Below are 26,757 nucleotides of genomic sequence, written 5' to 3' on the forward strand. Positions count from 1 at the left end.
TGCTTGGGATTTCCGGAGCGGTTATATGCACCATTTTCCAATTAGCTCAGTTTTCTTTTGATTAAACACTTTTGTCCCAGCATCTTATATTATTTAATCAAACAAAATTCACACTATTAACATTACGGTTTTATCTAAAATACCTTGTCACCATTAAAAATAGAATTTTTCACAATCGCATAATCAACATTTCGTATTGCATCCAGTTTGTTTCCGCCGGCATAGGAAATAGCAGACTGGAGATCCTGTTCCATTTCTGTCAGTGTATCCTGCAGCTGACCTTTATGTTCTACATACATTTTCTTGCCTTCCACGTTTTTCTTTTCTCCTTTTTGGAACTCTGAGGCAGAACCGAAGTATTCTTTTATCAGCTTTCCATCTTTTTCGATGGTTTGACCTGGGGATTCTTCATGTCCGGCGAATAACGAACCAATCATAACCATAGCCGCACCGAATCGGACTGATTTTGCAATATCACCATGTGTCCGTATCCCACCGTCAGCAATAATTGGTTTACTTGCGGCTTTTGCACACCATCTTAATGCAGCAAGCTGCCAGCCACCGGTTCCAAATCCAGTTTTAAGCTTGGTAATACAAACTTTACCTGGCCCAATACCTACCTTTGTTGCATCTGCCCCGGCATTTTCAAGTTCTCTTACAGCTTCTGGGGTACCAACGTTTCCTGCAATAACAAAGCTTTGTGGCAGGTGGTTTTTAATATGCTTTATCATCGCGATCACCGCATTGGAATGGCCATGTGCAATATCGATAGTAATGAATTCCGGTGATAGCTGTTCATCGGCCAGTTGCTTGACAAATTCGTATTCCTCATCTTTGACACCTACACTGATCGATGCAATTAATCCGCGTGCTTTCATATTTTTCATAAAGTCTAATCGCGTATTCGGCTCAAACCGATGCATGATGTAAAAGTAATTATTTTCTGCTAAGAAAAGCGCTATTTTTTCATCAATTACCGTTTGCATATTTGCAGGTACGACAGGTAATTTGAATCTATGGCCACCAAGCGTTACGGATGTGTCACATTCTGATCGACTGTTTACAATACATTTTGCGGGAATTAGCTGAATATCTTCATAATCAAATACATTTTCCATAAATTCCACTCCTAAAAACGAATTATTATTTATATTTATATTAAAATGTTCGTCTATTATTCAATTTACATTATTTCTCTCGTTATGTCAAAATCTTTTAGATAAAAAAATTTCGTTTTACACGTTATAATGAACATAGAAAACAAAGGAGAAATTTCTGTGACTACAAAAAAATTATTTTATCAGAATCAGTATATGCGAACATTTACAGCAAAAGTTTTAAATTCGTATAAGGATGATAACGGACATTTTTATGCAGTATTGCATCAAACAAGTTTCTATCCAACAGGTGGCGGCCAGCCTCACGATACCGGAACCTTAAATGGTGTACACGTATTTGATGTGGTTGAAATTGATGGGGAAATCCGCCATTATATTGAGGAACCTGTAGAATCACATCATAAGATAGTCGGTGAAATAAACTGGGAGCGGCGTTTTGATCATATGCAGCAGCATGCGGGACAGCATATTTTATCTGCTGCATTTGAGGATGTGATCGGGTATAAGACCGTAAGTTTTCATTTGGGAAAAGAAATTTGTTCGATTGACTTAGAAACAGCGGATCTGACTAACGAAGAAACAAACTTGGCAGAGGAAAAGGCAAATGAAATTATTTTACAGAATCGACCGATTGAAACAAAGTGGGTTACAAAAGACGAACTTTCGAATTATACGCTGAGAAAAGAACTGTCGGTTTCCGATGATATCCGGCTTGTCGTTATACCAGCGTTTGATTATAACGGGTGTGGCGGGACGCATCCGGACTCAACCGGGCAAGTTAGTTCGATTAAAATACTGCACTGGGAAAAACAAAAGAAAAAAACACGTGTTTATTTTGTTTGTGGAAACAGGGTCCTGAAACAGCTTGGCGAGAAGCATAAGGTCATTCAAGGATTAACAGACCAGTTGAATGCACCACAGGAAGATCTGAATAAAATGGCAAAACGGACTTTGCGGCTGACAAAACATCTTGAAAATAATATCCAGGAACTAAAGACTGAGCTAATCAGTTATGAGACTGACAGGTTAATCAACCAGGCAGAAATCCATCAGGGATACAATATAACAAAAGCAATATTTCAAAACAGGCAGATGTCAGATATCCAGCAATTGGCCAAATTAATTACAGCAAAAACAGATAACTTGCTGGGGTTTTTAATAAATGAAACAGATGAAAAGCTGCAATTTGTTTGTGCAAAAAATGAAGATTTGGATCTCAATATGAACGACATAGTAAAGTCTGTGTTACCAGCAATTAATGGAAAAGGCGGCGGAAATCATTTGATAGCGCAGGGAGGAGGGGAAAGAACTATTTCTCCTGATGAATTAATGGATGAACTGATCAATATACTTTAACAGTACAAGTTATTAATTGGAGAAGGTTATACACTTTTCTCTAATTGTGACTTCCAAAAGTTTAAGCGCATTAGAAAAAGGAAATTGTTAATTATCCGAAACAAGGAACTGAACTGGGAGCTGGTGCAATTGCTCGGTAGAAAAATCAGACATACAAAACGTTATCAGGAGATTGTCAATGTTTTCATGAAAAATGGATTCAGCCATTTTCTGTTCCGGATTGGAGTTGCAGATCGGGGTCTGGCACAGGGATTGGATAGTGAAATAGACACAAACCTGAAAAGTATTGGCAAGCGGCTGCGAAATGCTCTTGAGGACCTTGGTCCAACGTTTATTAAACTTGGACAAATTGCCAGCACACGTCGTGATGCACTTCCGCCTGAAATTACTTCTGAACTTGAGAAGCTGCAGGATCATGCCTCTGTTATCCCGTTTGAACACGTCAGAAATACGATTGAAACAGAACTCGATGATACGCTGGACAACCTATTTCGACATGTCAATGAGGAACCGCTTGCTACGGCTTCCATTGGGCAGGTACATACAGCACGTCTGTTTACAGGGGATGATGTAATAATTAAAGTTCAGCGACCAGGCCTAAAGCCAAAGATGGAAACAGATATGGAAATTCTCCATGGAATCGGAAAAATGCTGGAGGAGCGGACAAGCTGGGCACGACGTTACCGTGTTCGTGGTATCATCTATGAATTTACCAGCTCGCTTAGGCATGAACTGGATTATTTAATGGAAGGGCGCAGTGGGGAACGGATCGCCAAACAGTTTGAAAATGATGTGCATGTCAGAGTTCCGGATATTTATTGGGACTATACAACCAGAAAAGTAATTACGATGGAAAAAATAGAAGGTATAAAAGTTTCGGAAAATGAACAGCTTGATCAGGAAGGGTACGACCGAAAACTTATTGCTAAACGACTTACTAATGCTATGTTGACGCAAATACTTGATAACGGGTTTTTCCATGCAGATCCACATTCAGGGAATATATTTATTTCGCCTGAAAATACAATCGTATTTTTGGATTTTGGTGAAGCTGGTCAGATAAGCGAAAAACTGAAACACCATTTTGCAACAATTATTGTGAATCTTCACCAGGGTGATACTAAAGGCATGATAAAAACCTTTTCGCGAATGGATTTAATTGGCCAGAAAACCGACTTGGAAGCTTTAAGAAGTGACCTTGACAAGCTTCAGGCAAGTTATGCAGGTGTTATGCTAAAAGACCTTAGTCTGGGCCGAATTATCATTGAAATATTCCAGGTAGCATACCACCATTATATTGAAATCCCAACAGACATGGCTATTCTCAGTAAAGTGATTTTGACGCTTGAAGGTGTTATTGGCAGGCTTGATCCGGAATTCAATATTATGCGGGCGACAGAGCCATTTGCGCGTAAACTCATTAAGCGAAGGTATCATCCAAAGATGATCATAACTAATTCACTGCATGAGTTGATGGAGAATATTGAGATCATTTCTGACTTGCCAAAAGATCTGAAAGAAGTTATGTCGGTTGTTAAGAGGGGCAAAGTTGGACTTGATATTAATGTGAAACAGGGCGACCGGATGCTTCATCGTTTGGATAAAATCAGTAATCGGATGTCATTCAGTATTATCATGCTCGCGTTCAGTATTTTAATGGCGGGCTTGGTGATTGGCTTTGCAATTACCGGACAGAGCACAATAATCTGGGATTTGCCAATAATTGAAATAGGCGCAGTAATAGCACTTCTCATGTTTATATTGATGGTGATCACAATTATCAAATCCGGAAGAATGTAGGGAAAGGGACAGGCCGGGATTCAGAAAACAAGATTTAAAAGGTGTGCTGTACGACACCTTTTTTCACTATCGTACTCGGAAATCAAATATGTTTTAGCCGAATCACCCGTACTGCCCCTTCCTAAATGCTTCTCAACAGTAATTTTTTCAGTAATGGTGCAAAGTGTTCAGGCAATTCCTCAATCGCAGGCACCATTAAACGTTCTTTCCCATAGATATTCTGCATTATGTTGTCTTCCTGTTCATCTATCTCTCCGTCAGATAAAAACATACCAATTACATTTATACCTTGTTTTCTTCCTTCTGAAACGGCCAGATTCGTATCGATAATTCCATTTTGATCATAGTTGGCTGCAGCTGGTTCACCATCGGAAAATACGAGCAAAAATTTATTTTTTTCATGCCGGGCAGCGAGCTCGTTGTTAATTACCTTAATCGCAAAGCCGTCCCGATTATCCTCCTGTGGTTCCAATTGCATGATCCGTGGACCTGTATTCTGATAAATTGAATCACTATATGATTGAATTTGATGAAAATAGTTTGGTTGGTACTTATCTTTCACATCGTTGGCGTCTTCCCAGAACCCGACAATGGAGTGGGGGATTCTTAATTCTTTCAGAACTTCGTGGAACAACACAATTCCACGCTTCGTTTTATCCATTTTATCGTGCATTGATGCTGAACAATCTACAAGCAGAGTAAATACAGCATCTATATCATTGGATTCATCATTTTTTTTATAAAAGATTCGCGGATTTTCATCTGTCACAATTGGCATAAGATTTTTCGACAACCGACCGAATAAAAGGTCTTTTCTAGGTGAATTTCGTTTATGTTCAAGTACTTTTTGAATCGTTGTTGATAGTCTTCGTTTATGTGCTTCAATGTCATTCACTATATTACGGTATGCAAGTTCATCATCGGCTGATGGTGATATGGGTTGTTTATCAATCGCAACTGCATATCTGTTTTCTTCACCATAAGGGGCGCCATTAGTGTGCCCGCTTTGTTTAGTTGCCTGTTTCTTCAGGGATTCAACTTCTGAATAATCATTTTTCTCACTTTCCCCGGACGCTCCCTGTATCGTACCCATAGCCTGGTCAGCATCCTCGGTCTCCCGTGTACCGCCACCCAAAATATTAGTTTTGGTTCCGGATTCAAGCTCGAACTGCAGGAAGTTCTGTTTACGGTCACTGTTCTGATTCTCCTGGTGCCAGGTGGAGAACGTTTCATCAAAATATTCACTGTCATCCTGATTAGCATCTTCCATATCTTCGTTTTCCAGCTCATCCGTTCGCGTTAACTCATCAAACAAGGTGTTCATCTCGAATTCTTCAACGTTTGAAATCGGAAACGCAAAATACGTATTAATCATGTCTGTGTAATCATTTGCAAGCTTGCATACAATTTGTTCAGCTACTATAGTAATATCGCATGACTTTTTCGCATCGAAGACCTGATACAGGAGTGGCTTCAGACTTTCCAGATGGTCAACTTGCCGTTCATTTGCCCGCGGAAAAACAGGATCCGGCTTATCGGACTGCAGCAACAGATAAATTAGACAGAATAATTCATCCAGGGGATAACTCCTTGTTACATTTGTTGCGAGCTGTGTTTCAAAAAAATGTTTCAAATAGCTGCGCCGAATAGTAAAATCCCTTTTTGTTCCGGGTCTGGTTTTAGTAATGATTTCTTCAAGGCGCATATCTTCCAGTAAAGTGACAAGCTGAACAGCGAACTTTTCGATGTTTAACTCAGTTGTTCTTTGCAAAAAATTCTTAAGTGACGGGATATCTGTTTGCCCTAAAGTTCCAAGTGTACGTAAAAATAAATCTGTTTTATAGCCGGAAATCCTGACGCTTGGATCGCTGACATCCCAAAGATGGCTTCCTGACACTTTTTCATTAAAGGTGTCGATGAACGACCCATGCCGGTACTCAAACTTAAGTTCCGGCATATTAGACAGAGTGGAGGTGAGGTCCTGAAGTTGCAGATATAGTCTGGTATCGATCTTTGAGTCATCCCAGCGGTTAAACTTCATCGGGCGACCTCCTTTCTAAAACAGTGTATCTGCCAAATTTTGAACAAATTCACGTTCACGCTCTTCTTCCAGTTTATCTGCGATTGCCCGGTTAATCGCACGCTTAGGGGGGATTGCAGCACTTAAATCACAGGCATCAAGCAATGCGCGAATTGATGCAGCATCCTCGGACAATTTCCCCTGATATACAGCCCGGATTAAATCGGTTGACAGGGTGGTAAATAAATCAATGGTCCTGTTATCGGAAAGTCGGGTATTTGTACGAATCAGATCTTTCAGCTGGTTGCCTTGCAGATATGGTACATCAATAACGATAAAGCGATTTTTCAGCGCTTCATTAAGTGGAACCGTACCAACATAGCCTTCATTGATAGCCGCGATAACATTAAAGCCTTCTTTTGCTGTAATAATTTCATTTGTAAACGGATTTGTGACTGTTCTCCGGTAATCAAGCACACCATTAATCAGTGGCAATGTTTCGGGTTTTGCCATATTAATTTCGTCAATATAAAGAAATGTGCCATCAGTCATTGCACTTGTTACAGGGCCAGGCACAAAATCGACCACTTGTTTTTCATCTTCATATGCAAGTGTTTTATATCCCATTAAACTTTCTGCGTCCAGATCAACCGAACAGTTGACACTGAACATCGGCTGGGAAAATAAATTCGACAACGTCTCAGCAAACCTGGTTTTCCCTGTACCAGTCGGACCTTTCAGCAGGATATTTTTTCCCATGCTTAATGCAGCAATGGCGTCAATTAACAGATCGCTTTGCGGTGGAACATAGCCACCTTCACGAATCAGATTCTGAAAAGCATCAGCGCTTGTTCGTTTTGCATTGTTCAATAGTTCAGTTATATCATCAGGTAAGTTATAATTTCGTTCCATTAATAAACTCCTTTCAAGAATATTTTAAAGGTTAACGTTGTGGAAGACAAAGATTGCAGTTTGACTTCACGAATAAAAATCGATTAATGATTAAGAATAGGATGGAATACCAAGATAATAATGAAAGGACTGATAGCATGGCTGACTCAATTAATGTCCCGCAATTCCCGGAACCATACTGGAGGGATTCTGTTTCATTTGACTCTTACCCAAAATTAACCGGAACCATCAAAGATACAGATGTTGCGATTGTTGGAGGCGGTATTACCGGAATAACAGCAGCATATTTACTAACCAAAGAGGGGCTGAAAGTAACATTGATTGATGCTGGCGTTATTTTAAACGGGGTAACCGGCCATACAACCGCCAAAATAACCGCCCAGCACGGGATAATTTACGACGAATTAATTCAGCATTTTGGGAAAGAACAAGCTTCCCTGTATTACCAGGCATGTATGGAAGCAAAAAAGCTAATTGAAGACACCATTGAAAAACATGATATTTCGTGTAATTACCAGACAGAGGATTCGTTTATATATACAAACTCGGAAAAATATCAGTCAAAGCTGGATACTGAAAAAAATGCCTATGATGAGTTGGACATTCCGGGTGAATTAACCAATGATATACCGATTGGTTTGCCGGTGAAAGCCGCCTTAAAAATGAAGGACCAGGCACAGTTTCATCCGCTCAAGTATTTAAAAGTATTGGTGGACGAAGCAGTGAAAAATGGGTTAAAAATCTATGAGAATACTACCGCCACCGACGTGGAATATAACAAACATCCAGCAATTATCACCAGGGACGAGCACCGGATTCACTGCAGGTATGTTATTCAGGCTACACATTACCCGTTTTATGACGGTCAGGGGTTTTATCCGACCCGAATGTACCCGGAACGTTCGTATGTTGTTGCAGTTAAAACACCTGTTAAATATCCGGGTGGTATGTACATAAATGCTGAATCGCCAACACGGTCTTTACGTTCGGAAGAGGTTAATGGAGAAGAGTTATGGTTGTTTGTTGGTGAAAATCATAAAACCGGCCAGGGCGGGTCAACGATGAAACATTATGATGCACTACAGCAGTATGCGGAAGAAAAGTTCGGTATTTCCGAATATGTTTATCGTTGGTCGGCCCAGGATCTGACAACATTAGACAAGGTCCCGTATATCGGCCCGGTTACCGATGAAGAAGAGGCTGTTTTCGTAGCCACCGGATACCGGAAATGGGGCATGACTAACGGTACAATTGCTGCTAAAATACTAAGTGATCGGATATTGGATAAAGAAAGTCCTTATGCAGAGCTATTTTCGCCATCAAGATTCCATGCAGATCCGGCTATCCGGAAATTTACATCTGCCAATGCCGATGTGGCGAAACATCTGATTAAAGGAAAACTTGAATATACGAATGATAATGTAAAAGATCTTTCAACTGATGATGCTACAGTAACCAGGGTTAAAGGGAAGCGAACCGGAGTATATAAGGATAAAGAAAATATATTGTATGCAGTTGATACAACGTGTAAGCATCTCGGTTGTGAGGTTCATTGGAATTCAGGTGACCGGACATGGGATTGCCCTTGCCATGGTTCCAGATATTCTTATACAGGTGAAGTAATCGAAGGTCCAGCAGTAGAACCATTAAATAAAGTCAAATTAGAATAAAGAAAAGCAGCCGTTTGGTTGCTTTTTTATTTTTTCTTTTATTTGCAGTCAAAATATGTTACTATTTAGTCACATAATAAAGTGACAATAAGGTAACATAATTTTATGGAGGTGATAAATGGTTGGATAATTACGTAACGGATATCTTTAAAGCACTAGCACACACGCTTCGCAGGGAAATACTCGATTTGTTATCAGAAAAACCCATGACAACTAGTGAAATCAGCAAACAATTTCAAGATGTATCACGGTATGCTATTATGAAGCACTTAAACACACTTGAAGAAGCAAATCTGGTTGTCTCAAGAAAGACAGGACGACAGAAGTATAATTACTTAAATGCAGTACCACTTCAGGAAGTAAACAATCGTTGGTTAACTAATTATACTTCATCTAAGGCACAATCACTTTTACGGATCAAAAACATTACTGAAAGTGAGAAAGGAGAAGATATGATGAGTGAAACGTTAGCACGGGAATCATTTCGTATCGAACAGGAAGTTTCAATCCAGGCATCAGCGGAAGATGTTTTTGCAGCAATAACAAAAAATATCGATGCCTGGTGGTCGGAGCGCTTATTCAAGGATTCTTACATGGAACTGGACCCCAGTCTGGGAGGTTCTTTTATCGAGAAAGGAAGTAACGGCAAAGTGGCTCTTTGGGGCACAATCACCTATATCGTACCCAACACGGAAGTCTGGCTTGATGGTGTACTCGGGATGCAAGGACCAATTAACAGCTTTTACAAATACAAGCTGGAAGAAAACGGTGGTCTTACAAAATTGATGCTTTCACATGCGGTTTCCGGACCTGTTGAACCTGAATGGGAAGAACAATACCGGGAAGGCTGGAAGAACCTTTTAACTAACAAACTCAAACAATACCTGGAATCTTAGAAAAAAGGAGCGGTCTGTGAACGGCCGTTCCTTTTAACTGTAATGAAAATTAGAGATAAACTCTGCAAATTCAGTTACTGTTTCATCTTCATATTTATAAATAATGTACATACCGGCTGTCGGCAGTTTCATAAATGTCACTGGTATTTCCATCAATCTGCCTTCCATTATTTCACGATTAATAATTGATTTTGGCAGAAAACTAATCCCAATTCCTTCCAAAACAAAACGTTTCGTAATATGTGACTGGCTAACCTTCATCAGTTTATAAGTTGACATGTGTTTTTTCAGTTCAAGTTTAATATCATCCCAGTACGCTGGATGATTATCGGTAAAAATAATGTCATTTTCCAGAAGGTTTTTTGCATCAATAACTGGGCCAGATTCGGCATCATAACCATCATGACTGCAAACAAGCGCAACCGATTCTTCATGAATTTTGAGCGTATTCACCTTTGCTGAACCAGGCAAGGAGGAAAGACCGATATCAACTGTTCCGTTTTCCACAACAGTAGGAATATCTTTTGATTCCAGCACCTTGATGGATAGTTCAACATTCGGGTGCTGCTTCGTGTACACTCTTAAAATACTTGGTAATATCGTATCTGCTAATAATGGAGAAATAGCAATACGTATTGATTTATCGTAACCCTGCCTGAACCTGTTAATGTTATCAACACTTTTCTCATATTGCTTTAATATCAACTTTGCTTCCTGATAAAATAACCTTCCTGTCTGCGTCAACATGATCTGTCTGCCGTTTTTCACAAATAATTTATCACCGACTTCTTTTTCCAGTTGTCTGATTTGAAATGTTACGGCAGGCTGTGTGATAAATAATTTTTCAGCTGCCATTCTAAAGTTCTCATATTCTGCAGCAAGAATAAACGTTTCCAGAGTACGTGTATCCATCTCTGACACCTCATTAATAAATTATATTTATTATTTTAACAAAATATATTAAATTTTAATAATTAATATACTGATTTATACTTAAAATAACAAACAGGGAAGGGGAGAGGTAAATGTATCAGCCAGGATTAAAAGGAATAACTGCAGTGGAAACAGAGTTAAGCTTCATTGATGGAGAAAAAGGTATTTTGAAATACCGTGGATTACCGATTGAAACAATTGTCAAAGGACATTCGTTTGAAGAAGCAGCATTCTTCCTGCTGCATGGTGATTTTCCAACTGAAGAGGAACGAAGGACTTTTGAAACAGATTTAAAAAAATACCGATATATACCGGGTCATACGAAACAGATCATCAACCAGCTGCCATATTCCTTACCGATGATGGATGTGTTACGAACTGCTGTATCATCTTTAGTGGATACAGAAACGAATGATGATCTTGCGGTAAGAATGATTGCTGTTATTCCAACGATTATTGCTTATCGAAACAGGAAAAATAGCGGCAAAAATGAAATACAACCAACTGACGGACTAAATCATGTCGAAAATTTTCTCTATATGCTTAATGGAACTTTAGATTTAACACAATCTAAATTGCTGGAAACATATATGATTTTAACCATGGAACATGGACTCAATGCATCAACATTCGCTTCCAGAGTGACCGTTTCAACACAAAGTGATATGGTTTCTGCAATAACAAGTGCTTTGGGAACGATGAAAGGACCACTGCATGGCGGTGCACCATCAGGTGTTATTGAATTATTGAATGAAATTAAGTCAGAAGACAAAATATGTGAAATAATTCACATGAAATTAAAAAATAAGGAAAGAATTATGGGATTTGGCCATAGAGTCTACAAAACTGCTGATCCACGAGCAGAAACTTTAAAAGATATCATATTGAGGTTGGACAATCTGCCGGACTGGATGAATCTGGCGTTAAAAACAGAGTCTGAAACGATTGATATTTTAAAGCAATATAAACCTAATCAAAATCTTTATACGAATGTTGAATATTACGCAGCAGCAATTATGAAGTCATTGGAGATTGACAGTGAATTATTTACAGCGATATTCAGTTCAAGCAGAATTGTTGGCTGGTGTGCACATGCAATCGAGCAAGCGAACAATAATACGATCTTCAGACCAAAAGCTAAATATATCGGGAATTAGTTTATAGAAATCACGTTATAATAAATACGATTTATAGCGTGATTTTTTTATTTTTATCTCAATATCTTAAGTATACTTTATTTTTGAGATTATAAATGCTTAATTTTAAACAGCTTCTCATAATAAGTATTATGTAGGGGGCGTTAAAAGAGATTTTAATTTCTGTCTACTCTATTCGATTTTTGTAGCTACTGTTTTTTATCCTATCAAAGTCAATAAATTGTACACTATATTCAACTATATCATTAATATATAAATGATGGTCCTTAGCAAATAATTTTACATTCTGCAGTAATTCTTTATCATAAGTGGTTTTGTATTGTATACGATCTTTCGGTCTTAGATCCTTATTATAATGAACAACTTCCTCGGATAATACATTTTCCAGACCATTTTCTAGTAAATAGTTAACATAGGTATCATGTTCTTCTGCTAATCTATTGAGATATTCTAGTATAGATTTACTGATATTTGTCCTAAATTTAATTCTTGTTTCATCAATAGTATGAATTAATCTGCCATTTCCACGTTTCCACATAATGTACACCCCTGATAAATTATTTATTAGAATTCCGTAACATATATTCTTTCTTATAGTAAATATAGTAAATATAATTATCCTCAGCGTTGGAGTATATTATATTTGCCAGTTTTGGAAGATGAAGTTTTCCTTTTACCCAAACACGGTAAATTGACTTTCCTGTTTGACTAACTGAAAATGAAATTTCTGAGCGTAATTCCCAAGCCTTAAATACAGCAAGAAGCCCATTTGCAAAATCTAAACTTCCTGTTGTGACATTCATAACATAACCTTTTCTTTGTACCCAGCCATCCCCATCAATCACTCCCCTTACAAACGATGGTAAAAATTCTTCTGGTACATTTGGAAATGGAACTGTTAATGATTTATTTGCAAATACACCTAGTTTTTCAAGATCCATTTTTATTTTTTTTGAATTAATAATTAAACTTGGTATTTTACTGGTTTTTGCTGGACGTGTGATGATGTAGTCTGCTTGCATATGATTTGCTATTAACTTGAGAATTCTCTCATCCTTCTGTGCGAATGTAATTGTATGTACAGTACTGTTAACACTTCCATCGGTTATAAATAAGCCTAATACCCATGCCATATCGTGTGTCCATACTTTAAAGAAGTCCTCGTTTACTTTGTGTGTACGTGGTTGACCAGAAGATTGCTCGCGATTCATTTTAACTCCGTGTTTATACACAACATTACGTATTGCACGACCAGAAATTCCAATAATACGTTCCATTTCTTTAAAAGGCATTCCACCTTTGTACATTTTTATGATAACATCATCGGTCATTCCAGGATTTCTGGGCATCGCGTCATCTCCCTATACTATTCTATTAATCTCTGATTATTTATCCACCTCTACTTTTATTATACGAACGAATGTTTGTTATGGCAAATTTAAAACAGATTTTAATAGAAAATATTAATTAGTTCTCTAACACAATGGGGTAATAGCAACTATTGCAGGAGAGCCTTTCTTTTTAAATCAGAGAGATTAAAATTCGTTCCAAAGCGGCAGCGTAAACCAAAACTTATGAAAATGACCATCAGTCTCCAAACCAATTTTTCCATTATGATGTTCAATAATTTCTTTGGAGATGGCAAGTCCCAGCCCAGTACTGCCCGTGTGATAACTTCTGGATGTATCTGCCCGATAAAAACGTTCAAATATCTTATCCGTATCTTGACCAATAATCGCCTGACCTGGAGCAGCCACCGAAACCCTGTAAATATTGTCCAATTTTTCACCTTTAACAATAATCGGGCCTGATCCCTGATAATATTGAATCGCATTATCAAGTAAATTAACGATAACCTGTGATATAGCATCATAATCAACATTGACAATTCCATGATCGGAATGAACATCAACCGAAAGCCCTGCATCTTCCAGTGTCCAATGAAACATCTCAACTGATTTTGCCACAGTATGATCCATATCAATTGGCTCTTTTTCCAAAAATATTTGATTTGAAATATAGTCCCATTCCTTCAACTGCTCCAATTGTTTAACCATGCCGGTAAGCCGCTGGGATTCATCGTGGAGTGATTGGAACAATTGTTCATCGCCGTTGATAACACCTTTACTTAATGCATTTAAATAACCGTTTAAATTTGATAAAGGAGTCCGGAATTCATGTGACAAGTCAGTAATAACCTTCTGGCGATGGTCATCATTTATTTTTAACTGTTGAATCAAATCATTAAAATGACCAACTAGTTCTCCTGTCTCATCCTCAGTTTTGACATCAATCGGGGCCGGATAGTAACCTGTCTTCATGCTTTTTGTTGATTCGATTAATTTTTTTATTGGTTTAATCAATTTTCTGGTTATATAAAAATGAGTCAAACTGCCGATTACGATAGCGGAAGCACTGAAAATCCACAAATATTGAAAGAGAACAGCGTTAAACTTTTCCTGTTTTTGTTCAGTCATCAACCCCAATCCATCCGCTAACGAGCAGGCTGCATTATATATGGACCAGCCGCTCAATAGAATAAATGCAGCAATTACAATTATATTGGTGATGGATAATCGCCATAGAAATTGTTTTGGCAACCAGGACTTTCCAGATTTATTCATCAGCAAATTTATACCCCATTCCCCGCACAGTCAGGATTCGCTTAGGATTCGACGGCTTCTCTTCAATTTTTTCCCTTAGCTTTTTGATATGCGCATCAATCGTGCGGTCCAGTATTGTCTTATCGGCATATGGATACAACTGGTTAATCAAATCTTCTCTTGAAAGAACAACATTCGGATTTTCCATAAAATAATAAAGCAGATTAAATTCATGTTTGGTTAAGTTCAGTTGTTTGTCAAAAAGCAATACTTCACCTTTGCGAGGCTTGATACAAAGACCCCCGTAAGCTATTTTTTGGCAAAACTGTCCAGTCCTTCGTAAGACTGCTTCGACGTGTGCAACAAGTTCGTCGGGATCGAATGGCTTCGTCAGATAATCATCCGCACCCATTTTCAAGCCGTTTATCTTATCATTTGTGCGTGCTTTTGCGGAAACCATAATAATCGACACTTCATTTCGTTCCTGTTCCCTTACCCATGTACAGAATTCTTCCCCACTCATTTTCGGAAGCATTAAATCCAGTACTATTAAACAGGGGTGGTGTTTCAAGAAAGCCTGCTTAGCCTCTTCCCCGTCTGCGGATTTAATAACTTCATACCCTATTTTTTTCAGGTAAATACTGATTAATTCACGAATCATCTTGTCATCTTCAACTACCTGAATGGTTTGCTTCACAATGACCACCTCAAGTTCATTGTACTATAAACAGAAGTTAATACATCTTCTCAAGTTCCTGAACCATTAATTCATAATTCATTGCACCAAATGCTCTGAACCGGATTACCCCATCCGGGTCAATCATATAAGTAGTAGGTATCGGCTGTATCTGATATGTGGCGGCAACTTCGACCTGTTCATCCATCAGTATTGGGAACGTTAAATCAAACTCATTCACAAAATCCGTCACATCTCCTATACCGGATTCCGTTTTGGTAAGGTTAACAGCTAAAATGGTTACGTCCTTATTTTGATGAAACTTTTCCATATCCGGCATTTCTGCTCGACATGGAGGGCACCATGTAGCCCAGAAATTAAGCATGACGGGACCACCCCTGTAGTCGGACAGTTTCACCTTTTCCCCATTTAGTGTTGTCAGTTGAAAATCCGGAGCGGTATCACCTATATTAAGACCGACCGTATCCGTTTTATCAACATCACCGGAAGCTTCACCCTGTCCTTCTGATGCAGTTGCTTCATTTTTGGACGTCTCAGCTGTATTATCCGTTGAGCTCGCAAAATCGTACACTGCCCAGGCAAACATTCCAAGAATAATAACAATAAAAATTAATTTTTTCACGGATTAATATCCCCCTATTATCCTAAATTAGATAACCATGTACCTTCCACCAGATCAAGCAGAAAACCAGTAATACGCGGCATCAGTCCGAAAAACAGCACCAGACCCATAATAATCATAATTACTGCCCCAACCTTCATAATGACCTGGCTGTGTCTGACAATCCATTTTGTCGAACCAAGGAAATAAGTCAACAAAAGAAACGGTAACGAAAATCCAATTACATACATAACCGTGTAAAACACACCCTGATTGGGATTACTTGCGGCCAAAAGGAGAATGGATCCGAAAATCGGTCCTATGCATGGTGTCCATCCTGCAGCAAAACCCAGTCCAATAAAAAATGTTCCAAGATACCCTTCAGGCCTTTTGGAGAACTGATGCCGTCTTTCCTTCATCAGTGATGAGATGCTAATCCAGCCGCCAACAAAAAGTCCCATCACAATAATGAGAATTCCGGCAATCCGTTGAATAAGCAACCCGGATTCACCTATCAGCAAATTCTGCGCCCACTGACCCAGAAAGGAAGCACTTGCACCCAAACTCATGAATACCAAGGAAACCGCCGCCAGGAAAATAAGCGAATGACTTAACAGTTGCCGACGTATTTTCGTATTCTTGTCTCCCTGCAATTCTTTCACGCTGATTCCGGTAATGTACGACATATAAGCCGGGAAAATTGGCAGCACACAGGGGGACAAAAAGGATAAGGCCCCTGCCCCGACTGCCAGTAACATCCCGACGAGTAACATCGTATCTGCTTCAATTCCACCCATTACAATCTCCTCTTTCTTTTACAAAATAGAATATATAAAAAACCAACGATGTAAAAAAGACTTAAAAACCATGGTGTGATTATATAACCAAACACTGTCACGAACGGCTGAATGAACAGCAGTGACATAACACCAAGACACCAGACCGTCAAAATAACGAGGATTAACGTCCCCGATGAAAAACGATTCTGGGAAAAAATAAATACTATCAACAGGACAGCCAGTAAAATGAGATACCCAAATGCAAATGGATTGTCATTCCATATATATTGGGTAAATTCATATGTAAACGACGCCATCAATAAAACAAGCAGGAACGATTCCAGGAATAACAACGTATCCAGCTGCCACTTTGAAGCCTTATAAAAAAATAACACCGCACTGAAAAACACCGCCAGATAAAATGAATTCGAATCACTTGGATATGCCAGTATGGACAGCGGATCCCCAATAAAAATACTAAAATGCAAGATAATTTTTCCTGCCCAGACAAATATAATCAGATTAATGAGCTGTGAAACCATTTCATCCACATAAATTTTTCGCTTGTTTTTTGACAGACCGCCAAAAATATACAGGGCTATAAATCCGATTGAGAAACTGAAAACCATGATACCAATTGAGATTAATTTGCTTGCTGTCACCACTGCGTGTTCCTCCATTCGTACGCTGATTACATATTACATTAGCAATGTGAAAATTTGATTAAAATAATTTAAAAACAGTAAAAAAGCAATGAAGGTACGTAAATCAATCCCTTCATTGCTTATCAGTTATTTATTTTGGTACAGCCTTGATTGCATAATTATCCGGATTCAGTTGGATTAATTCAGCCTTAACCGTTATTTTCCATTGAATTCTTCATATCGTTGGAAGGAATCCGATGATTTAATGGCGGACCGGATTCGGTTTCAACAGCTTCCCACTCAATTATGAATAATTGTCCACCCTGTTTCAAAATCCGTTTTATTTCATCCAGTGTTTGTTTTATATCCGGTACTTCGTGGAGGACAAGCGAAATCATAACTTTATCCACAGATTTGTCATCGAGCCGGATGTGATCAAGGTCGCTTTCCACATAATGAATGTTTGCAAGCTGTTCTTGGATTGCATTTTCCTTCAGGATTCCCAGCATTTTCGGTTCAATATCGACTGCATAAATTTCTTTTGTTTGTTTGGCTATGGGAATCGTGAAATAACCGGTACCGGCACCAAGGTCGGCAACCGTGTCATTCTGATCTAAATCCAAATACCTGATTATTTCTTCCGGCGGCAACTTTTTTCTGCGGTCAGCACTCATGAGTTTATGTGCTTTTTCCGGGTTAAAACGTTTATCAGTCATTGTTATCTCCTTTCACTTAATGTACGATTCGGGAGGATTACCGGCTTTTTACAAGCAGATCTACTGCTTCCTTAATAATATCCTCAGAATTTCGACCGGATTCCTCCTCCTCGCGAATGCACGCTTCCAGATTTCTGCTGACAATTAATGCCGCTGTGCGATCGAGCGCGTTTCTGGCGGCTGTCATCTGATTCACTACGTCCCGGCATTCTTTTCCCTCTTCCATTGCCTTTAATAGTCCCCTGATTTGACCTTCAATACGTTTCATTCTATTTTTTACTTGATCATCATAGTTCATTGAACAGCATCTCCCTTTTCATTCTTCAAACTTAAAATTTATTTAATTAATTCCAGTGGTGCGTTATACAAGATACATTCCTTCAATTGTAATGGGAATTACTTATCATCATTTTCATTATACATAGTGGGGTATTAAAAATCACAAAAAAAGTTTCCATTCTTAAAGAAAAGAAATTTTTGTTACTATCAACAAGGTTAAATAATTTTATCAATACATGCAATCAGTCTGTTTTCTATATCGGCTGCAAATCTATTTAACGATTCATCATTTACCATTTCAATTAATGCTGTTGGTTTTGGCATGCCAATTTTAGTCTTGTTCGTTTCAACATCCTGGTACACAACAATCTTACATGGAAGAAAATAGCCTGCAAGTTGGTTTTCAGTTAACACATTATTCGCTTCTTTTGGATTACAAACTTCCAGAACTTGATATGGCTGCTCAAATTCAAAGCCTTTATTTTTTAGAGTCTCCTTGATATTAAATTGCCAAAGTACCCCGAATTGTTCTTCTTTTAGGCTTTCTTCAAGTGCACTGATTATTTCCTCCATTGACTTTTTCGTTTCAACTGTATAATGGAACATACCTAAAAACTCCCTTTCTGAAATAAAATTATTTTTCCAGTTTGCCACTCCATCTGCCCAATCCGCCAACCATATCGTTCACCTTATACCCCAGGTACCCATTCCGCCTTTAACATTAGATACCTTTTCAAAACCCTGTTTCTTAAGAATTTTGGCAGCCTTTGCGCTGCGCATACCGCTTTGGCAGATAACGACTACTTCCTCGTTTTTATCCAATTCTCCTATACGTTTTGATAAATTGGCTAATGGTACATTTGTAAATTTTTTCTGATGATTCGCTTTATACTCACCAGGTGTTCTTACATCAATGAATTGTATACCTTTTTCCGCAAATTTATCTTTTGCTTCTTTTGCGGTTATATTCGAGACCCCTTTTGTCGGGAGAAAAAAGTTCACCACAAATGCAATTATAATAATGAAAGAAATCCATTGTAAAATTTCCATCCAACTCCCTCCTAATCCATTAGATCAGTGGTTATCCTAGAAAAAATCCGACCATATTTTAATAGCTGTTGCCAGAATCAGAACGGCAAGAATGCCTTGTAATACTCTCGTATTAACCCGCTTACCGGCATTTGCACCAAGCGGAGATGCAATCAGGCTTGCAATAATCATAATGATAGCCGGAATAAGTAATACTTGGCCGGTTATTATTTTACCTGCTGTTGAACCGACAGCTGAAAGAAATGTAATAGCAAGTGAAGATGCTATCGTTACACGTGTCGGTATCTTTAGGACAAGCAGCATGATTGGAACCAATAAAAATGCACCAGCCGCACCTACGATTCCAGCTCCAATACCAGTTATAAATGCAAAAAATGCAGCCAGCCACTTGTTGAAGGAAACCTGGTCAAGCGGGGTATCATCGATCCCTTTTTTAGGAACAAACATCATAACAGCTGCGATGGTAGCCATTACACCATACACAAAATTGATGCCGCCATCCGCCATGAAACGGGATCCATAACCACCAATAAAGCTTCCAAGCAGGATACTTATCCCCATATAAATAATAAGTGTTTTGTTTAGGTATCCACCTTTCCGGTATGCCCATACCCCGCCAATTGTGGCAAACAGAACCTGAACGGCGCTAATGCCGGAAACTTCATGCGCTGTAAACGCTGATAGTCCTAATAAAGGCGGAATGTACAGCAGCATCGGATATTTAACAATTGATCCGCCGATACCAACCATCCCGGATAGGAATGATCCGCCAAATCCAATTAAAAACAGGACCAATATGAACATTAAGCTGTATTCCATAGCCATACTCCTTCCATAAAAAGAAGAGACCCCTGAATAAGGGCCCCTTGTTAGGCTTTCTTAATCCAGAATTGCAGTACGTCATCTTCTTCGGTTTGATACACCAGCTCGTGACCACATGATTTAGTCCAAGCTGTTAAATCACTTTTTGCACCTTTGTCCGTCGCATGAACTTCCAGAATTTCACCCGATTCAATGTCATCGATTGCCTTTTTGGTTTTCACAACTGGCATAGGGCATGCCATTCCTTTTGCATCCAATACTTTCACTGCTTCCATCATAAGTTCCTCCTTGTTCATTATTTTGTGGTTTAGTGCATTTACTGAACCCGGCTTTTCAGCGGGGTTGTATCAGCCGTGTACTGCACAACGATTGGGACCAATCTCCATTTCCCGTTGTTTTTCAGCTTTCGGGTTCATTTTACCCATATTGGTCTGACGAATATTGTCGTGTTCGTTTGGCTGCGGCGGCAGATTCTCCGTTACCATTTTCCGGAACTCCTGTCCATCTTCCACCTGCAGGCCTGAATTACGCTGATACAGGTCACCAAGCCGTGCCTTGACGCTCCCATCATTTCCAAGCTCCTCCACAAAAGAATAGTGGGCAGGCAATACATTCAGATCGTCAGACAGTTCTCTATAACGACTATACAGTGTTTCCCGTAAATCTCCGACCCAATCTTCAGCCTTACCGGCCAAATCAGGGCGGCCAATCGATTTCACAAATAAAATATCGCCGGTCAGCAAGTATTTGTTATCAATAATCAACGATGTGCTTCCAATTGTGTGTCCCGGTGAATAGATTGGCTGCACCTGAATGGTTGTGTTGCCGACAGTAATATCAGTTCCTTCTTCCAATGATGCATAATCAAACGTTACTTCTACAGCATCTTTATCCGGCAAATGATACGTGCCACCAGTACTTTTGGCGAGTTGGTGTCCACCCGAAATATGGTCGGCGTGAAGATGCGTATCCATTGTGTGCTCAATCGATACACCTTTTTCTTCAGCAAATCGTTCATAAATATCTGTCATACGATTAGCATCAATGACTGCTGCTTTTTTGTCGGAAACGACCATATATGACAAACAGCCCTTCCCAAGGCGGACAAACTGATAAAGACTTCCACCTTCATTCAAGTCTGCTATTTTGACTGGCTCCAAATGTTCACTCCAGGCTTTCATGCCGCCCTCTAAGTCATAAGCTTGTGTAAAACCCTCTTCTTCCAAAAGGTCTCTCACCATTTTTGATGAGCCTCCCTTGGCACATACAACAATTACTTCCTGATTTTTGTTAACTTTATCCGCTATAGCATCAACACCATCCAGCAGGTTGAAATAAGGTTCATTGATTATTTCAACGCTGTCTCCTTCTATCTTCCAATCATCAAACTCATCCGTATTCCGAACATCCAGAATGAGAGTCTCCTCACGGTTGACAACCCGTTTTGCAAGTTCATCAGTTGTAATACTCTTTGTCATACATTAGCCTCCTACTATTTAAAATGTCAGTGAGATATCGGCATCTTTGGCAAATTCAATGAAAGATGCTGCACCACCCACCTCAATGCCTTCGACAAAATCGTCCTTTTCCAAATTCATAACATCCATCGTCATTTGACAGCCAATCATTTTCACGCCCATTTCCTGTACCATTTCCAATAGTTCACTGATTGAAGGAACATTCGCTTTTTCAAAGCCTTCCTGAAAATGTTCTTTTCCTTCCGGCAGCGGCAGATTTTTATGGCCTTCTTTATGAATCAGGTTTAACCCTTCAAATGTGAAAAATATCCCTACCTCTTTGTCAGATGCTGCAGCTGCAGTTGCGATGTTGAATACTTTATAAGCATCGAACATACCCCCATTTGCTGCTATAATTGCTACGCGTGTGTTATTCTTTTCCATTGTTTATTCCTCCTTAAATGATTCCGTAGATTGTTCTGTCGGGCCATCCCATTCGGCCATGCCCGGCACTACATTTTTTACATTTCTAAATCCATTTTCCGATAATTTTTGAGCAGCAAGATTGCTGCGGCTCCCGGTTCGGCAAATAACATTGATTTCTTTGTCAAGCTTGATTTCACCCATACGATCGATCAAATTCCCAAGCGGAATATTAAGTGCTCCCGGAATATGGCTAAATGCATATTCGGCCTGCTCACGGACATCAATAATCAGCATATCTTCCCACCTATCAACCTTATCGCGGAATTTCTCCAAATCAATCACATCACCATAGTTCGTTTCATTTTTCACTTCGTCATCACTTGCTTTACGCAAATAATGCTTCAGCACTTCATTATCTTCAATCGTGCCAAGATATTGATGCCCCGTACCTTCAGCCCAGGCCTTAATATCAGCAGTGGAGCCTTTATCCGTTGCCTGTATTTCCATTACCTGTCCTGGGGCCAAATCAGAAATAGCCTTTTTAGTTTTGACAACCGGCATTGGACAAGCAAGACCTTTTGCATCCAATGTTTCATTTGCTGTAATACCCATCAGATAATACCTCCTCCTTTATTTTTCAACTTCATCCGTCCATGCGAGCATACCGCCGTCAACATTCGTGACATCAAACCCGTTAATCTCTAGATACTGACAAGCATTGCCACTCCTGCCTCCCGAACGGCAAATCAAATAATAGTGTTTATTTTTGTCCAGTTCATCGAGACGGTTTGGTACCTCTCCCAATGGAATGTGTTTCGCACCGGAGATTTTCCCTTGTGCCACCTCATCATCCTCGCGAACATCAATAACATGAACCGTCTTATCATTTATGATTTCTGCGAGTTCATTCGACTTAATTTCTTTCATTTTTTGATTCACCTCCTGAAACAATTTATATACTTCTTTTCTACCGCCAGTCGATTTTTGTTACTACATATACGAGTAGGGGTATTTATAAATGTTTAAAAATAGGGTTCGCTTTTATTGTGAACCCTTATTGAAAACATGACATCCAATACTATATACCCCTGCATGTATATTGTCAAACGCAATTTTATATCTTTCATTGAAAAAGATATGATTAACTATTCCATCTTTGCCAATTCCTGAATCATAAGGTCGTAATTCATTGCACCCAATGCAACATATTGTATATGGCCACTGGAATCAATCATATAGGAGGTCGGGTATGCCCTTACCTGGTACGTTTCAGCAACATTGGATTCTACATCCATCAGGACCGGGAATGTCATGTCATACTCTTTTACAAATTCCCTGACATCCGATTTGCTGTTTTCTGTATTTGTCAAGTTCACCGCTAATATTTCCACATCTTTATTATCATATAACTTTTGAAAATCAGGGATCTCCGCTCTGCAAGGCGGGCACCATGTAGCCCAAAAATTGACGATGACACATTCACCCCGAAAGTCAGATAAGCGCATCGTTTTCCCTTCAATTGTTTTTAATTTAAAATCTGGAGCGATTTGCCCAACTGAAATTCCTACTTCATCAGTCTCCTTGACCTGTCCATCTTCCCCGGCTGGCGATGGTGAAGTGATTTCGACCCCGCCTGAAGTAGTATTTTCATCAACAGCTGATTTATTAGTTGAGGATGAGAAATCATAAACAGCCCAACTAAACATTCCTACTACAACAAGGGTAAGAATTACTTTTTTCATTGCTCGTAACCTCCAAACTTTCCTGAACGGACAATCATTTCACTCAAGTCTTGATTTTCTTCTTGTTCTCCATAGTAAAGTATCAATATGAAAATTTGATGAAAATGAATATTTATTTTTAATTCAAGTGGGTAAATTGTTGAACTTCATGTAAATCCACATTATACCTATATCAAATACAAGACTATCCCAAAATACTCCCATTATCCTTGTAAAAGCGGTGCAGTTAGCTTGGAGATACTTTCATATATATCGATTTACATTAAAAATAAAAGGTGGAGAAAATGTACCACCTTTTAATAACGATGAGTTGGATAGAACCGCATTTCGCAATATTAATGAAAAAAGACAGAACTTTTCTGTCTTTTTTACATCCTTAAAATAAATATTTTTCTCCGTCGTCCGGCACTGACACATTAGAAGAGATTCCTTTTTCATTAATAAAACTTTTTAATTCTTTCCTTGATAAATCCCAATGGTTGACGGCTTCCATGTGTACAGTAATAATGGTTGCATCAGGAGCTGCTTCATATACGTTATAGACATCATCTTTCCCCATGACAAGTGAACCGCCTTCATTGAATTGGTTATCGCCAGCATTCACGACAATTACGTCAGGGTTGTGTGTATTGATTTCTTTTTGAACTTCCTTATACCACACTGTGTCTCCAGCTACATACAACGTTTTTTCAGTTGGGTGTTTAAAAACAACCCCGCACACCAGACCAGCAAGTTTTAGGATTTCTCCTCTTCCGTGTTCACCTTTTGTTTTAACTAACTGGACTCCTTCAAAGACGGTGTCCTCTTGTAAAACTTCTACATCCTGGAATCCTGCATTACGGATTTCGGTTGCATCGTCTTCATTTTGAGAAAATATTTTGATGTCTTTTGGAAGCACCTCTTTGGCAGCATCATCCCAATGATCGTAATGTAAATGGGTAACAATCACAGCATCCACACCATCAATAACCTCGTCGATACTTACGGGCAGGCTGACCAGTGGATTGTTTTGGTCCTGTCTAGGTGAATCTGGAAAAGGCGGGTAGGTCCCTTTTTCTGCTAACATGGGGTCAATCAAAAACTTTTTACCTGCATATTCAACGACGATTGTCGCATTTCGTATTTGTTGTAAATTCATATCAAATTCATTCCTTTCATTTAATATATCTCTAGTTTATACTATGGATATCATGAATTACATAGATAGAAACAAGTCTTTTTACCTTGTGACTTGAAAAATGAAAGGATATATAACGATGTTGGATTCAACAGATATGAATATATTAAATGAACTTTTCCAAAATAGTCGCATCACCATGAAAGAATTAGGGGAGAAAGTCCATTTGACTGGACAAGCTGTTTCCGATAGGGTGACAAGATTAGAGGAACGTGGCATTATCGAGGGATATAGTATTAAAGTTGATCAAAGTAAATTAGGCTGCTCGATACATGCTTTTATTACAATTATGATACAAAGAACCAATCATCAACCTTTTCTTTCTTTGATAAAAACCCATAAGAATTATGTCTTAAGAAACTATAAAATCAGTGGAGATGGTTGTTATCTTCTTGAATGCAGATTCCCCTCCAATAAAGTATTAAATGAATTTTTGGAAGACGTAAACGAACACGCGAATTATAAATTATCAATTGTTATCAAGAAATAGTGCTTTTAGTTATTTCGTTATACTAAACAGAAATTACTACACAAAGGGTGCTTTAACTGGATAATTCAAGCAGAGAATGATCAAACTTTTATAATGAAAATTCTTCAATACGGAATATTTTGAGAGACTGTGTTGATCAATCTTTTTAAACAACGCACCCTTTGTTCTATTGATTTATAAAGCACGGTGTATACATAAATAAAAACAATCGATGCTGGCAATAGTAAACGCTGATCAAAAACTTATAAAAAGTCTATTATTTATCTATCCCAAAATATTTTTTACTATATGATGATTACTTGAAGAATCCTCATTTTTAGTTTGGACGTACAAGTGTAATAAACCAGAAAAAACCTATAATACAGAACAAAGAAATTCCAATTATTAACTCCCAATATACCTATATTGTCTAAAAGTCTATTCTCACCTTTTTCGTAATGCTATTATATCTAGTATTATAAAAGAAGGGAGGCCCTACTAAGTATACTATTGGTAACAACACTTCCGGTAGAAATGATGTAAAATGCGAAAAAGATTAACAAAAGATAATACTCCCATTCCAAAAGATGTATAGCTCAACCAAGAATATCTTTCATTTTGCAACATAATCACCACCATTATTGTTTTTTATTTCCCCTTTTTTACCTATACACTTTAAGCTACAGTAGATTATTATTCCGGATATGTGCTGATTGTATTATATGGCGTTATTCACCCGCTCAAATAACTGTTCACTGGCTGCTGACCAATCGTTTCAGCAAACATCTCCCCCGTGAAATCGGGAAAATATACATCCAGAAAACACAGGTCTGACTCAGCAGACTGCCAGAGCAGAAAATTGCTTATCCGCTTCTCCCCGCCCGTTCGGATAATCATGTCAGGTGACGGCAGATCCCCCGTGTACAAATATTGCTGTATTTTTTCCTCATTTATATCATCCTTGCTGATTTTCCCACTGTTAACTTCCTCAATCAGCGTTCTAGCAGCATGGACAATATCACTCCTGCCACCATAATTGAAAGCGAAATTGACGATAATACCAGTGTTATTTTCTGTACGGGTAACTGCTTTTTCCAGCACTTCCCGGGTTTTAACGGGAAGCGGGGATATGTTTCCGGAAATCCTGATTTGAATATTTCGCTTCATAAATTCAGGAAGTTTTCTACTAAAAAATCTTACAGGCAAATCCATCAGGTAATTTACCTCATCTGACGGTCTGGACCAGTTTTCCGATGAGAAGGCATACAGTGTCAGGACCTTGATGCCATATACAATACCGGCATCAATAATCTCTTCCATTCGCTTTGCCCCAGCATAATGGCCTTCACTTCGGCTCAAACGTCTTTTTTTACCCCATCTGCCATTCCCATCCATAATGATTGCCACGTGGTTAGGACTTCCTCGATACATTC

General features: G+C 38.7%; 30 protein-coding genes. 6 read left to right on the forward strand and 24 right to left on the reverse strand.

Going from position 1 to position 26,757, the window contains the following annotated elements:
- Positions 1 to 134: 134 nt before the first annotated feature.
- Entirely contained in the window at positions 135 to 1,118 is a 984-nt protein-coding gene (gene guaC / locus G6R02_RS08690) for a GMP reductase (protein ID WP_164668828.1), read from the reverse strand.
- 159 nt (positions 1,119 to 1,277) lie between these two features.
- Between guaC and G6R02_RS08695 the strand changes: the two genes are divergently transcribed.
- Positions 1,278 to 2,474 (forward strand): alanyl-tRNA editing protein, encoded by a 1,197-nt coding sequence (locus G6R02_RS08695; protein ID WP_246202533.1) that lies wholly within the window; start codon positions 1,278 to 1,280, stop codon positions 2,472 to 2,474.
- A 123-nt stretch (positions 2,475 to 2,597) separates the two neighbouring features.
- Entirely contained in the window at positions 2,598 to 4,274 is a 1,677-nt protein-coding gene (locus tag G6R02_RS08700; protein WP_246202616.1) for an ABC1 kinase family protein, read from the forward strand.
- 121 nt (positions 4,275 to 4,395) lie between these two features.
- Here the strand turns inward: G6R02_RS08700 and G6R02_RS08705 are convergent, their stop codons facing one another.
- The gene (locus G6R02_RS08705; protein ID WP_164668831.1) at positions 4,396 to 6,315 is read right to left on the reverse strand and encodes a vWA domain-containing protein; all 1,920 of its coding nucleotides are present in this window, start codon (positions 6,313 to 6,315) and stop codon (positions 4,396 to 4,398) included.
- Between the two features lie 15 nt (positions 6,316 to 6,330).
- Positions 6,331 to 7,206: an AAA family ATPase gene (locus G6R02_RS08710; RefSeq protein WP_164668832.1), complete on the reverse strand. Its 876-nt coding sequence runs from the start codon at positions 7,204 to 7,206 to the stop codon at positions 6,331 to 6,333.
- A 137-nt stretch (positions 7,207 to 7,343) separates the two neighbouring features.
- Here G6R02_RS08710 and G6R02_RS08715 point away from each other — a divergent pair, with 137 nt between their 5' ends.
- Complete coding sequence (locus tag G6R02_RS08715) at positions 7,344 to 8,876, forward strand: FAD-dependent oxidoreductase (protein ID WP_164668833.1); 1,533 nt, start codon at positions 7,344 to 7,346, stop codon at positions 8,874 to 8,876.
- Between the two features lie 122 nt (positions 8,877 to 8,998).
- Positions 8,999 to 9,772, forward strand: a complete 774-nt coding sequence (locus G6R02_RS08720) for a helix-turn-helix domain-containing protein (protein WP_164668834.1) — start codon at positions 8,999 to 9,001, stop codon at positions 9,770 to 9,772.
- A 33-nt stretch (positions 9,773 to 9,805) separates the two neighbouring features.
- Here the strand turns inward: G6R02_RS08720 and G6R02_RS08725 are convergent, their stop codons facing one another.
- Positions 9,806 to 10,684 carry a LysR family transcriptional regulator gene (locus G6R02_RS08725; RefSeq protein WP_164668835.1) on the reverse strand — a complete coding sequence of 293 codons (879 nt, stop codon included), beginning with the start codon at positions 10,682 to 10,684 and terminating at the stop codon, positions 9,806 to 9,808.
- Between the two features lie 113 nt (positions 10,685 to 10,797).
- Between G6R02_RS08725 and G6R02_RS08730 the strand changes: the two genes are divergently transcribed.
- Positions 10,798 to 11,862: a citrate/2-methylcitrate synthase gene (locus tag G6R02_RS08730; protein WP_164668836.1), complete on the forward strand. Its 1,065-nt coding sequence runs from the start codon at positions 10,798 to 10,800 to the stop codon at positions 11,860 to 11,862.
- 166 nt (positions 11,863 to 12,028) lie between these two features.
- Here the strand turns inward: G6R02_RS08730 and G6R02_RS08735 are convergent, their stop codons facing one another.
- The 19 genes from G6R02_RS08735 to G6R02_RS08825 form a co-directional block, all read right to left on the reverse strand.
- Complete coding sequence (locus G6R02_RS08735; protein ID WP_164668837.1) at positions 12,029 to 12,400, reverse strand: rRNA methyltransferase; 372 nt, start codon at positions 12,398 to 12,400, stop codon at positions 12,029 to 12,031.
- Positions 12,401 to 12,419: 19 nt separating this feature from the next.
- Positions 12,420 to 13,211, reverse strand: a complete 792-nt coding sequence (locus tag G6R02_RS08740; RefSeq protein ID WP_164668838.1) for an LAGLIDADG family homing endonuclease — start codon at positions 13,209 to 13,211, stop codon at positions 12,420 to 12,422.
- 186 nt (positions 13,212 to 13,397) lie between these two features.
- Positions 13,398 to 14,486, reverse strand: coding sequence for a sensor histidine kinase (locus tag G6R02_RS08745; protein ID WP_164668839.1), 1,089 nt, complete (start codon positions 14,484 to 14,486; stop codon positions 13,398 to 13,400).
- On the reverse strand, positions 14,479 to 15,162 hold the full coding sequence (locus tag G6R02_RS08750) for a response regulator transcription factor (RefSeq protein ID WP_164668840.1): 684 nt from the start codon (positions 15,160 to 15,162) through the stop codon (positions 14,479 to 14,481). Before G6R02_RS08750 ends, G6R02_RS08745 begins: the two co-directional genes overlap by 8 nt.
- Before the next feature lie 37 nt (positions 15,163 to 15,199).
- Entirely contained in the window at positions 15,200 to 15,784 is a 585-nt protein-coding gene (locus G6R02_RS08755; RefSeq protein ID WP_164668841.1) for a TlpA family protein disulfide reductase, read from the reverse strand.
- 17 nt (positions 15,785 to 15,801) lie between these two features.
- Positions 15,802 to 16,560, reverse strand: a complete 759-nt coding sequence (locus tag G6R02_RS08760; protein WP_164668842.1) for a cytochrome c biogenesis CcdA family protein — start codon at positions 16,558 to 16,560, stop codon at positions 15,802 to 15,804.
- Entirely contained in the window at positions 16,560 to 17,207 is a 648-nt protein-coding gene (locus G6R02_RS08765; RefSeq protein ID WP_164668843.1) for a hypothetical protein, read from the reverse strand. Before G6R02_RS08765 ends, G6R02_RS08760 begins: the two co-directional genes overlap by 1 nt.
- 188 nt (positions 17,208 to 17,395) lie before the next feature.
- Positions 17,396 to 17,902 (reverse strand): class I SAM-dependent methyltransferase, encoded by a 507-nt coding sequence (locus tag G6R02_RS08770; RefSeq protein WP_246202534.1) that lies wholly within the window; start codon positions 17,900 to 17,902, stop codon positions 17,396 to 17,398.
- Between the two features lie 37 nt (positions 17,903 to 17,939).
- Positions 17,940 to 18,200 (reverse strand): metal-sensitive transcriptional regulator, encoded by a 261-nt coding sequence (locus tag G6R02_RS08775; protein ID WP_164668844.1) that lies wholly within the window; start codon positions 18,198 to 18,200, stop codon positions 17,940 to 17,942.
- Positions 18,201 to 18,397: 197 nt separating this feature from the next.
- Entirely contained in the window at positions 18,398 to 18,787 is a 390-nt protein-coding gene (locus tag G6R02_RS08780; RefSeq protein WP_164670352.1) for a DUF302 domain-containing protein, read from the reverse strand.
- A 78-nt stretch (positions 18,788 to 18,865) separates the two neighbouring features.
- Positions 18,866 to 19,231, reverse strand: a complete 366-nt coding sequence (locus G6R02_RS08785; RefSeq protein ID WP_164668845.1) for a rhodanese-like domain-containing protein — start codon at positions 19,229 to 19,231, stop codon at positions 18,866 to 18,868.
- 36 nt (positions 19,232 to 19,267) lie between these two features.
- A complete protein-coding gene (locus G6R02_RS08790; protein WP_164668846.1) occupies positions 19,268 to 20,050 on the reverse strand; it encodes a sulfite exporter TauE/SafE family protein in 783 nt (260 codons plus the stop codon).
- Positions 20,051 to 20,100: 50 nt separating this feature from the next.
- Positions 20,101 to 20,328: a sulfurtransferase TusA family protein gene (locus G6R02_RS08795; protein WP_164668847.1), complete on the reverse strand. Its 228-nt coding sequence runs from the start codon at positions 20,326 to 20,328 to the stop codon at positions 20,101 to 20,103.
- A gap of 72 nt (positions 20,329 to 20,400) precedes the next feature.
- Positions 20,401 to 21,531 (reverse strand): MBL fold metallo-hydrolase, encoded by a 1,131-nt coding sequence (locus tag G6R02_RS08800; RefSeq protein WP_164668848.1) that lies wholly within the window; start codon positions 21,529 to 21,531, stop codon positions 20,401 to 20,403.
- 18 nt (positions 21,532 to 21,549) lie between these two features.
- Complete coding sequence (locus tag G6R02_RS08805) at positions 21,550 to 21,954, reverse strand: DsrE/DsrF/DrsH-like family protein (RefSeq protein ID WP_164668849.1); 405 nt, start codon at positions 21,952 to 21,954, stop codon at positions 21,550 to 21,552.
- Positions 21,955 to 21,957: 3 nt separating this feature from the next.
- The gene (locus G6R02_RS08810; RefSeq protein ID WP_164668850.1) at positions 21,958 to 22,548 is read right to left on the reverse strand and encodes a sulfurtransferase TusA family protein; all 591 of its coding nucleotides are present in this window, start codon (positions 22,546 to 22,548) and stop codon (positions 21,958 to 21,960) included.
- Between the two features lie 18 nt (positions 22,549 to 22,566).
- Positions 22,567 to 22,863, reverse strand: coding sequence for a rhodanese-like domain-containing protein (locus tag G6R02_RS08815; protein ID WP_164668851.1), 297 nt, complete (start codon positions 22,861 to 22,863; stop codon positions 22,567 to 22,569).
- A gap of 218 nt (positions 22,864 to 23,081) precedes the next feature.
- Positions 23,082 to 23,678 carry a peroxiredoxin family protein gene (locus G6R02_RS08820; RefSeq protein ID WP_164668852.1) on the reverse strand — a complete coding sequence of 199 codons (597 nt, stop codon included), beginning with the start codon at positions 23,676 to 23,678 and terminating at the stop codon, positions 23,082 to 23,084.
- A 376-nt stretch (positions 23,679 to 24,054) separates the two neighbouring features.
- The gene (locus tag G6R02_RS08825) at positions 24,055 to 24,816 is read right to left on the reverse strand and encodes an MBL fold metallo-hydrolase (RefSeq protein WP_164668853.1); all 762 of its coding nucleotides are present in this window, start codon (positions 24,814 to 24,816) and stop codon (positions 24,055 to 24,057) included.
- Positions 24,817 to 24,934: 118 nt separating this feature from the next.
- Here G6R02_RS08825 and G6R02_RS08830 point away from each other — a divergent pair, with 118 nt between their 5' ends.
- Positions 24,935 to 25,345, forward strand: a complete 411-nt coding sequence (locus G6R02_RS08830; RefSeq protein WP_164668854.1) for an Lrp/AsnC family transcriptional regulator — start codon at positions 24,935 to 24,937, stop codon at positions 25,343 to 25,345.
- Positions 25,346 to 26,056: 711 nt separating this feature from the next.
- Here G6R02_RS08830 and uppS read toward each other — a convergent pair.
- Complete coding sequence (gene uppS / locus G6R02_RS08835; RefSeq protein WP_164668855.1) at positions 26,057 to 26,755, reverse strand: polyprenyl diphosphate synthase; 699 nt, start codon at positions 26,753 to 26,755, stop codon at positions 26,057 to 26,059.
- Positions 26,756 to 26,757: the final 2 nt, after the last annotated feature.

Origin of the sequence: Virgibacillus doumboii (genome assembly GCF_902806455.1) — a bacterium.
GTDB classification, from domain to species: Bacteria; Bacillota; Bacilli; order Bacillales; family Amphibacillaceae; genus Lentibacillus; species Lentibacillus doumboii.

Excerpts from the sequence above, each read along its gene's own strand:
- G6R02_RS08830 (WP_164668854.1), top strand. The coding sequence starts at position 24,935 with ATGTTGGATTCAACAGATATGAATATATTAAATGAACTTTTCCAAAAT.
- G6R02_RS08730 (WP_164668836.1), top strand. The coding sequence starts at position 10,798 with ATGTATCAGCCAGGATTAAAAGGAATAACTGCAGTGGAAACAGAGTTA.
- G6R02_RS08715 (WP_164668833.1), top strand. The coding sequence starts at position 7,344 with ATGGCTGACTCAATTAATGTCCCGCAATTCCCGGAACCATACTGGAGG.
- uppS (WP_164668855.1), bottom strand. The coding sequence starts at position 26,755 with ATGTATCGAGGAAGTCCTAACCACGTGGCAATCATTATGGATGGGAAT.
- G6R02_RS08735 (WP_164668837.1), bottom strand. The coding sequence starts at position 12,400 with ATGTGGAAACGTGGAAATGGCAGATTAATTCATACTATTGATGAAACA.
- G6R02_RS08780 (WP_164670352.1), bottom strand. The coding sequence starts at position 18,787 with ATGTTCCATTATACAGTTGAAACGAAAAAGTCAATGGAGGAAATAATC.
- G6R02_RS08705 (WP_164668831.1), bottom strand. The coding sequence starts at position 6,315 with ATGAAGTTTAACCGCTGGGATGACTCAAAGATCGATACCAGACTATAT.
- G6R02_RS08815 (WP_164668851.1), bottom strand. The coding sequence starts at position 22,863 with ATGAAAGAAATTAAGTCGAATGAACTCGCAGAAATCATAAATGATAAG.
- G6R02_RS08745 (WP_164668839.1), bottom strand. The coding sequence starts at position 14,486 with ATGAATAAATCTGGAAAGTCCTGGTTGCCAAAACAATTTCTATGGCGA.
- G6R02_RS08775 (WP_164668844.1), bottom strand. The coding sequence starts at position 18,200 with ATGAACTATGATGATCAAGTAAAAAATAGAATGAAACGTATTGAAGGT.
- G6R02_RS08825 (WP_164668853.1), bottom strand. The coding sequence starts at position 24,816 with ATGAATTTACAACAAATACGAAATGCGACAATCGTCGTTGAATATGCA.
- G6R02_RS08740 (WP_164668838.1), bottom strand. The coding sequence starts at position 13,211 with ATGCCCAGAAATCCTGGAATGACCGATGATGTTATCATAAAAATGTAC.
- G6R02_RS08820 (WP_164668852.1), bottom strand. The coding sequence starts at position 23,678 with ATGAAAAAAGTAATTCTTACCCTTGTTGTAGTAGGAATGTTTAGTTGG.
- G6R02_RS08795 (WP_164668847.1), bottom strand. The coding sequence starts at position 20,328 with ATGGAAGCAGTGAAAGTATTGGATGCAAAAGGAATGGCATGCCCTATG.
- G6R02_RS08710 (WP_164668832.1), bottom strand. The coding sequence starts at position 7,206 with ATGGAACGAAATTATAACTTACCTGATGATATAACTGAACTATTGAAC.
- G6R02_RS08725 (WP_164668835.1), bottom strand. The coding sequence starts at position 10,684 with ATGGATACACGTACTCTGGAAACGTTTATTCTTGCTGCAGAATATGAG.
- G6R02_RS08760 (WP_164668842.1), bottom strand. The coding sequence starts at position 16,560 with ATGGGTGGAATTGAAGCAGATACGATGTTACTCGTCGGGATGTTACTG.
- G6R02_RS08810 (WP_164668850.1), bottom strand. The coding sequence starts at position 22,548 with ATGGGTATTACAGCAAATGAAACATTGGATGCAAAAGGTCTTGCTTGT.
- G6R02_RS08770 (WP_246202534.1), bottom strand. The coding sequence starts at position 17,902 with ATGACTGATAAACGTTTTAACCCGGAAAAAGCACATAAACTCATGAGT.
- guaC (WP_164668828.1), bottom strand. The coding sequence starts at position 1,118 with ATGGAAAATGTATTTGATTATGAAGATATTCAGCTAATTCCCGCAAAA.
- G6R02_RS08805 (WP_164668849.1), bottom strand. The coding sequence starts at position 21,954 with ATGGAAAAGAATAACACACGCGTAGCAATTATAGCAGCAAATGGGGGT.
- G6R02_RS08800 (WP_164668848.1), bottom strand. The coding sequence starts at position 21,531 with ATGACAAAGAGTATTACAACTGATGAACTTGCAAAACGGGTTGTCAAC.
- G6R02_RS08785 (WP_164668845.1), bottom strand. The coding sequence starts at position 19,231 with ATGGAAATTTTACAATGGATTTCTTTCATTATTATAATTGCATTTGTG.
- G6R02_RS08790 (WP_164668846.1), bottom strand. The coding sequence starts at position 20,050 with ATGGAATACAGCTTAATGTTCATATTGGTCCTGTTTTTAATTGGATTT.